Below are 7631 nucleotides of genomic sequence, written 5' to 3'. Positions count from 1 at the left end.
GAAAATGAGGAATAGTTTGGCAAAATCTTTGAACCCAAAGGAATTTACTATACTCAAAAAGCCGCAGAAGAAGCTGCTAGATTCTGTCTCATTGAACAGAATTTATAATAAACTAGCCAGGGTACACTGACTAATTCCCCGATTTATTACCCTGATTGCTATAGTAACTCCCAGATTAAATAGACTCCATTTAATGTATCTAAGATTTCTAACAACTGGGTACGATTGTAAGTTCTTGGTTCTTTATCTAATTGTTTCGTAAGTTCTTCTATATTTTCGGATCGCCATTTTCTTTTTCTTCCACTTCGAGGGGCATCCCATAATCCCATTAATCCGATGGTAATGACTCGTTGGTATAATCAAAAAAGGTTCCATCAAGCCCTTGATTCCGATGTGAGTTAAATTATGTTGAATAACCTATCGCATCAAAGACTAAGTACATCACAACAAGCGAAAATATCTGCCTTATCGGAGGCCCAGAGTAGTCTTTTAAACTATGGAGAAGAAGGGTTATTACTGGCGATTCAAATACTGAATAATGAAAAAGGACAGATGAGGCTGTCTGCTTATGACTTACTATGGGAAAAGTTAGATCCGGAAAGAAAAAAAAGACTTATTCAACTGCTAAATACTCAATGATCAAAGAGATCAATTAATTCTGCTTTAATCAAAAACTTGCTTAACTCCCGCAATAAATATTGAGCTTGATGTTGATAAAATGGCATCGGTAAAGTTTTGGGAAAGGACTTCATCAAGCTTCTTGCTAATGCCAAATTACAACCAGAAATCCGGGAGATTGCATTAGAGCCGTCAAAGGCAGCATCTTGGTTAGGAACGGAATAAGAACTAATAACCTGAGTATTTTTGAGGAGAAGAGTTAACCTTTCACTTAATCCTTTTCTGTAAGCACCAATGACTAAACGACTATCAGGATTAATCAGTCTTGTCATCAAAGCAATTTCTAGATTTAACATTTCATTATCAGTGGTGATAATGATACTCTTTGCCGTACTAAGATGAGCCTGGGTTAAAGACTCTTTTAAATTGCCAATAATTAGGGGAATATTTGGGAGAATTGTCCGATCAAAATCAGGATTAAAGGTAATGGCGACCTGGGGTTGTTTTATTTCGTTTAAATAGGATGCAACTCGTTGACCGACTTTCCCTAAACCAACAATGACTAAGTGGTCTTTTTGCGGAATAGGAGGACGAGTGCGAAGTAACTGAAATTTAGCTGATAATAAGGCTTCGGTTAAAGCAGCATATAAAACCCCGACAAAAACAGTGCCAATAATGGTAAGACTAAGAGCAAAAAATTGTAACCAAGGGGGCATAGAACTAACGGGTTGAAAGTCTCCAAAAAGATCAGCATAACCCCCTAATAATAAGATTACTGTGGCATAAAACCCAGAAAGAAGTGTCGTTTCAGGATAATAAGAATTAAAGAGGAATGTTCCGATAATTAGCAACAGTAGAACCAAGATTGTACAAACTAATATTACGGTGCGAACTTGACGCAATAAGCTAAAACTTCCTAGTTGCCATAATTCTAATTTAAAACGATTAATAAACTTTTTAAGTTTGTCTTTCCACTGATGTCGTTGCTTTCGAGATTTACTTAAACTAGAAGAAAGTCCCTGAAAAAATTCTTCCACTAATTCTACATAAATGAGAGTATCTCCTGGTTTTAATTGGGTATTAGCTTCCCATTGATTAAACCCTTGAAAATTGAGAGAAGGCTCAGAAAAATGAGCCAAAATATGACGTTTTTTATTATTTAATTCATGAAGTTTGTCGGAGCGATAAAACCAAGGATCATCAGATTTAACTAGATGTTTAACAACTTGTAAGCGATGATTATTTAAAGTAAAAAAACCAATAGTTTCATCCCCTAAACCAGCTAAAGCAAAGGCAGCGGCAGTAAGTTGAGTTGGTTCATCTGCAAAAAAGTTTCCTAATTGTTGATTAAGCAGTTGGTTTAAGTTTTCTTGCCCCGAACGAACCACCAGACGAATCTGAGAATTAATCTCTCGAACTGTTAACGCAGTTTGGGCATTGACTTCTTCATCACTGGTAACAATTAAGACAGAGCGACACTTTTGTAATCTGGCCCTTTCTAAGATTTCAATTTGACGACAATCTCCGATAATTAGTTCTTCTAATTGTTGAGGGAATTCAGGAAAGTCCCAAGTTTTTGGGATAGTTTGTTCAATGGCAATAACTCTCACGCCAAATTTTTTGAGAGCCATTACGCAATGTTGTCCAAGACTTCCTAATCCACAAACGAGAAACAGTGTTATCTCTTGAAACATCTTAGGGTTTTGGGGATTTTTACCAATTCGAGGTTAAATAGTCAGAAGACTGTCCACGAGTTGCTTGAGTAAGCGATGACGATCTGAATAACTTTTCATGACTTCTAAAGCAAACATGGGAGTTTGTTGAACAGCGAACAAAAAATGTTCTCGATCCAAACAGGCCAGTTGGCAATCAGTTTTAGCGATGGCAGCAGAAGCTCGAAGGTAATCTTCATGAACCAATGCACCTTGTCCAAAAACATCACCCTGTTTAATAACTTCAAGGATATGTCCATGAATCGACATTTCCACTTCACCTTCAACAATGCCATACATCACCTGTCCTTGGTCGCCTTCTTGAAAAATAATCTCCCCAGAGGCGAAATTGAGTTCTGGTTGAGATTCAAAAAGCTTCACAGTTTCAATGGGATTTAACATAGTTTTCAATCAAAAAGAGGTCAGAGACGATTAAATAATCAACTGTTCATAATCCGACTAATGTGTTTTAAATTCAGTAATCATGTTGGGAGTATGCAAAACAGTATCAACGGTAGAAATAGAATTATTGAGAACATGAAAAAAAGTAAGTTTTTCTTCAACTTCACAAAGCTGTTCTTGAAGGGAGAGAACCTGTTGCTCATCAGAAGCAGATTCCATCTGACTTAATAAATTTCCTTTGGCAATTTTGTAATAAGATTGTAAATCGCGGAAATGAGTGTGCATTTCTGTGGCGATCGCCAAAATAGAATGTTCAGTCATAGTCCATTGGGGCTTTTGATTTTCCATATCGAAGAACTATTGGGAGAAAACTGGTGGACACAGAACATTTTATGCTGCTTCTGGATCTTTTCAAGAAGAAATTTTTTTGACCTTAACCTAGATAAAGTTCTCTTAAACTTGAAGAACTAGGATTCAGGAAATACATTTTGCTCAAAGAAATGCCTAAAACCGAGAAAGAATCTGGGTCGCTCAATTTAAAAGATCAAAAATATTACTTAAATCGAGAAATAAGTTGGCTGGAATTTAACAAAAGAGTGCTACACGAATCTGAAGATCATCGAACACCTTTATTAGAACGTTTGAAATTTAGTGCCATTTTCAGTTCAAACCTAGATGAGTTCTTCATGATTCGGGTATCAACCCTCAAAGAACAAGTAGAAGCGCAAGTTAGCCAATTAACCCCAGACGGGTTGACTCCTCAAGAGCAGCTAGAAGCCATTGAAAAGAAGCTCCGACCATCGATCACGAAACAGCACCAACAGTTTGAGCAAGAACTACGGCCTCAACTTACTAGAGTCGGGGTTCACTTGTTGAATTATACAGACCTTGAGGCTCAACAGATTCAATATCTTCAAGATTATTTTAAACAACAAATTTTTCCAGTATTAACGCCTTTAGCCGTCGATCCAGGACACCCCTTTCCCACAATGGCCAACTTAAGTTTAAACTTGGCTGTTACGGTCGAAAATCCGAGTACCCAAAAAGAAAATTTTGCCAGGGTAAAAGTTCCCATTGACTTATTACCCCGCTTTATTCCCTTACCCTCAGACTTCTGGCAGGGAGACTTGGGAACAGGGGTTTGGGTGGGGGTTCCCTTAGAACAAGTTATTGCAGATAACTTATCGTTTTTGTTTCCTGGAATGAAGATCAAAGACACTTGTTTGTTTCGTCTTACCAGAGATGCAGATTTTCCGGTGCAAGAAGATGAAGCCGATGACTTACTGATAGCCATTCAACAAGAAATTAGTAAACGTCATTTTCAGGGGTTTACCGTTCGTTTGGAAATTGAACAATCAGCCTCATCTTTCATTAAAGAAATGTTAATGAAAGGATTACAAATAAGTTCCCAGGAAGTTTATGAAATACCAGGACTATTAAACTTAAAAGACTTGATGTTTTTCTTGTCTATGCCTTTACCAGAACTCAAAGATCCCCTTTGGACTGCGGTGATTCCTCCCCGTCTTAAACCAGTTAATAATTATCCAACATCTCAAGAAGAAGACTATCCCCAATTAGCACAAAAAAAAGATGTTTTTGGCGTAATTCGACAAGGGGATTTACTGGTTCATCATCCCTATGAATCCTTTGCTGATTCGGTGGAACTGTTTATTACCCAAGCGGCTGACGATCCCCAGGTACTAGCAATTAAAATGACTTTGTATCGAACATCAGGGGATTCGCCTATTATCAAAGCGTTGATTAAAGCCGCCCAAAATCAAAAACAAGTCGCCGCCTTAGTGGAGTTAAAAGCAAGGTTTGATGAAGAAAGTAATATTAATTGGGCGCGAGAATTAGAAGCGGCGGGAGTTCATGTCGTTTATGGGTTGGTCGGACTAAAAACTCATACAAAAACCGTATTAGTGGTTAGAAAAGAAGATCAAGTCCTTCGCCGTTATGTCCATATTGGGACAGGCAACTATAATTCTAAAACAGCCAAACTCTACACAGATGTTGGTGTTTTTAGTTGTCGTGAAGAACTGGGAGAAGATTTGACTGATCTGTTTAACTATCTCACTGGATTTTCTCAACAGCAATCTTATCGTAAATTGCTCGTTGCCCCATTTAGTCTCAGACCCCGTTTAATCAGTTTAATTCAGAGGGAAATTGAACAAGCAAAACAAGGGAAATCGGCTCAAATTATTGCTAAAATGAATTCCCTCGTTGATCCTCAATTGATTCAAGCCTTATATGAAGCTTCTAGAGCAGGGGTAGAGATCAAACTGATTATACGAGGAATTTGCTGTTTACGACCTGGGATAGAAGGGGTAAGCGAAAATATTCAGGTAATTAGCATTATTGGTCGCTATTTGGAACATTCACGCATTTTTTATTTTCACAATGACACACAAAGCGAAATCTTTATCGGCAGTGCTGATTGGATGCCGCGAAACCTAGATCGACGGGTTGAAGTGGTGACACCTGTTGATGACCCAGATTTGGCGAAAAATTTGAGAGATATGTTAGATATTTTTTGGTCAGATAACCGTCAAGCTTGGGAACTGCAATCAGATGGCTCTTATCGTCAACGTTATCCTGAAAACGATGAACCAGAAAGGAATGCACAACAGATCTTTATGGAAAAAGCGGCTCAATTAGATTATTGACAAAAAGGTTCTGGCAAGACTTATGTTAAGCTTAGACGCATTTAGTTTGTATCATTGAGTTAGCCACAGCAATGGTTTGAGGTGTGTAAAAAAGCAGGTTAAATGCGTCTAAGCTTATTGATCGACATAAGTTAACCTGAATCATTCCATAGCAGTCCTATTTCAATTGTGAGAAAATATCTCATATAATAGGGGTTAGGAAATCTTACACATCATTTAGGATTGCTATGTAGACTCAAATTAGCAACAAAGAAATCACGATTTATCGGCATAATGCCAGTGAGTTAAACATGGACAAGTCCGAATTTCTCAACCCCAAAAGTCCTTACTATGGTCAAGTCAAACCAGAAAAATTAGTTTTTAACAGTAATCTTCAAGAATTTGTCGTGGGAATTGGCTACATTTGTGGTTTAGAAACCAACGGTAAAATTTCTCCTAGTGAAGCTTATGCACAAATTCATTCACTTTGGGAGCAACTAGAAAATTCTAAGCATCAATTAGGAATTGGGGATTGCTGAATTTGAATAAATGTTATTTATAAATGCGCCATAATACTGCCTACAATCGCACAGAGTACGGTGGCAAAAGCATAAGTACCTGCATAACCGATGGTAGGAATGGAGCTTTTGGCATCGCTGCTGACGGCTGCCATGGCGGGGGTACAGGTGACTGAACCAGTTACGGCTCCAAGAAGTAATGCGGGATTCATTTTTAGATAGTGAAGCCCAAACAGAAAGGCGACGATTACTGGCATTGTGGAAATTAAGAGACTACAAAGTAAGAGAACAAGACCTTGAGACTGCATTGCCGTCACCAACCCCTGTCCAGCACTAATACCGACCCCTTCCAAAAACAACAGCAAGCCTAATTCCTTAAACACCCATAGAGTAGCAGGAGGAATACGCCCGAAGGAGGGATGAGTTGAGCGAAGATAGCCGAGAATCAGTCCCATCAGCAATAGTCCACCAGAGGTTCCTAGTCCAATGGCAATGCCACCGACACTGAAGCTAATTTGCCCAATTAAGAATCCCACAATGATGCCCAGGGAACAGGTGAGCAGATCAGTAGCATTTATGTCCTGCTCAAAGAAACCAATTTGACTCGCCAGTTTATCCAGCCAAATCTGAGGACCCGACAGCGTTAAAACATCTCCCCTGGATAGGGTCACCGTCGGGGTAAGGGCTAGGTCAATGCCAGATCGGGAGAGTCGTAGAGGGTAACAGGCATATTGTTGGGTGATGTCGAGTTCATAAAGAGATTTACCGAAAGCTTCCGGTTTAGTCACAATGACATCTCGATTGACAATTTTAGACGATAGTAAATCTTCATCAGCAACTTCTGCCCCCATCAGGTCGTCCAACCAGTCTTGTCGTTCGACTTTACCCCAAATGGCCAAGCGATCGCCTTTATGCAGTAAGGTATTGGGCTGAAATTCCATAACCATTCCATCGCGCTTGTGTGCCAACACCGTGCATTGCGAAAGTTCTTGCAGGTCAGTGATGGTCTTGTTTATCATCTCTTGTGTTTGGACTTCGTAGGCTCTTAGGGTCAGAGACCAGTTGGGGGCTTTTGGCTTCTCCTCAATATGTTTTTCTTGGGCTGTTCTAAAAGATTCTGCGCGAAGATCAAAACGAAACAATCTAGGTAGGTTACGACTAAGCAAGATGACTGCAATGTCCGCCACGAGAAAGGTTAGGGCATAGGTAACATTGATATTTTGCAACACCTGTTCTGTTGTTAAACCGGGAGGCAGAGGTACTTCCCCTGCTCGCATCACATCTAATGCTGCTGCTAGTCCTGCTGGAGTGGTCAGAGAACCTGTTAGGAGTCCGGCGGCAACGCCAGGATCAAATTGAAAAATGAGCGTTGCCCCATAGGTGAGGACAAAACCAACTAGGGTGGCGATCGCTGCCAAACTAGCATAGTTTAAGCCATCAGCCATGACCACCGAAAAAAAGCTAGGACCTGCCTGAAAAGCCACCGCGTAGAGAAACAGGAACAGCCCAATAGTTTGAATTCCAGGAAAAACCGTAAAACCTAATGCACCGAGGACAAGTCCTGCGATCAGCATTCCTGGAGGCGCACCCAGGTTAAGCTGACCAATTTTGATTCTGCCAATCAGATAAGATAGTGCCAGCAACACAAAAAGCACTAGCTCTGGATGATTTTTCAGAAGATCAATGATTTCAAGTTTCATAGGGTAAAAGGGGTAAGTTCTGTCTAATTAGTGAAG

The 7631-nt window shown here is 39.7% G+C and carries 8 protein-coding genes; 3 read left to right on the top strand and 5 right to left on the bottom strand.

Translation table 11 applies throughout. The features are described from left to right. Positions 1-158 precede the first annotated feature (158 nt). A complete protein-coding gene (locus VB691_RS21815; protein ID WP_323293643.1) occupies positions 159-329 on the bottom strand; it encodes a hypothetical protein in 171 nt (56 codons plus the stop codon). Between the two features lie 76 nt (positions 330-405). Between VB691_RS21815 and VB691_RS21810 the strand changes: the two genes are divergently transcribed. After that, positions 406-639, top strand: a complete 234-nt coding sequence (locus VB691_RS21810) for a hypothetical protein (RefSeq protein ID WP_323293642.1) — start codon at positions 406-408, stop codon at positions 637-639. Here VB691_RS21810 and VB691_RS21805 read toward each other — a convergent pair. From VB691_RS21805 to VB691_RS21795, 3 genes are read right to left on the bottom strand one after another with little or no spacing between them, the layout of a single operon-like run. Continuing rightward, positions 633-2312 carry an NAD-binding protein gene (locus VB691_RS21805; RefSeq protein ID WP_323293641.1) on the bottom strand — a complete coding sequence of 560 codons (1680 nt, stop codon included), beginning with the start codon at positions 2310-2312 and terminating at the stop codon, positions 633-635. The two genes, VB691_RS21810 and VB691_RS21805, sit on opposite strands and share 7 nt — an antisense overlap. Positions 2313-2345: 33 nt before the next feature. Next, entirely contained in the window at positions 2346-2732 is a 387-nt protein-coding gene (locus VB691_RS21800; RefSeq protein WP_323293640.1) for a cyclic nucleotide-binding domain-containing protein, read from the bottom strand. Between the two features lie 57 nt (positions 2733-2789). Next, positions 2790-3080: a hypothetical protein gene (locus VB691_RS21795; protein WP_323293639.1), complete on the bottom strand. Its 291-nt coding sequence runs from the start codon at positions 3078-3080 to the stop codon at positions 2790-2792. A 152-nt stretch (positions 3081-3232) separates the two neighbouring features. Here VB691_RS21795 and ppk1 point away from each other — a divergent pair, with 152 nt between their 5' ends. Next, on the top strand, positions 3233-5398 hold the full coding sequence (gene ppk1, locus VB691_RS21790; RefSeq protein WP_323293638.1) for a polyphosphate kinase 1: 2166 nt from the start codon (positions 3233-3235) through the stop codon (positions 5396-5398). A gap of 290 nt (positions 5399-5688) precedes the next feature. After that, positions 5689-5916 (top strand): hypothetical protein, encoded by a 228-nt coding sequence (locus VB691_RS21785; RefSeq protein ID WP_323293637.1) that lies wholly within the window; start codon positions 5689-5691, stop codon positions 5914-5916. Positions 5917-5933: 17 nt separating this feature from the next. Here the strand turns inward: VB691_RS21785 and VB691_RS21780 are convergent, their stop codons facing one another. Then, complete coding sequence (locus VB691_RS21780; protein ID WP_323293636.1) at positions 5934-7541, bottom strand: aspartate:alanine exchanger family transporter; 1608 nt, start codon at positions 7539-7541, stop codon at positions 5934-5936. Positions 7542-7631: the final 90 nt, after the last annotated feature.

Origin of the sequence: Crocosphaera sp. XPORK-15E (assembly GCF_034931425.1) — a bacterium.
Classification (GTDB): Bacteria; Cyanobacteriota; Cyanobacteriia; order Cyanobacteriales; family Microcystaceae; genus UHCC-0190.
Note: the sequence above shows the minus strand (reverse complement) of the source record. Positions and strands in the feature narration are given on the sequence as shown.

Bases quoted from the DNA above. Each gene is read 5' to 3' on its own strand.
- VB691_RS21815 (WP_323293643.1), bottom strand. From the start codon at position 329: ATGGGATTATGGGATGCCCCTCGAAGTGGAAGAAAAAGAAAATGGCGA.
- VB691_RS21810 (WP_323293642.1), top strand. From the start codon at position 406: ATGTTGAATAACCTATCGCATCAAAGACTAAGTACATCACAACAAGCG.
- VB691_RS21805 (WP_323293641.1), bottom strand. From the start codon at position 2,312: ATGTTTCAAGAGATAACACTGTTTCTCGTTTGTGGATTAGGAAGTCTT.
- VB691_RS21800 (WP_323293640.1), bottom strand. From the start codon at position 2,732: ATGTTAAATCCCATTGAAACTGTGAAGCTTTTTGAATCTCAACCAGAA.
- VB691_RS21795 (WP_323293639.1), bottom strand. From the start codon at position 3,080: ATGGAAAATCAAAAGCCCCAATGGACTATGACTGAACATTCTATTTTG.
- ppk1 (WP_323293638.1), top strand. From the start codon at position 3,233: ATGCCTAAAACCGAGAAAGAATCTGGGTCGCTCAATTTAAAAGATCAA.
- VB691_RS21785 (WP_323293637.1), top strand. From the start codon at position 5,689: ATGGACAAGTCCGAATTTCTCAACCCCAAAAGTCCTTACTATGGTCAA.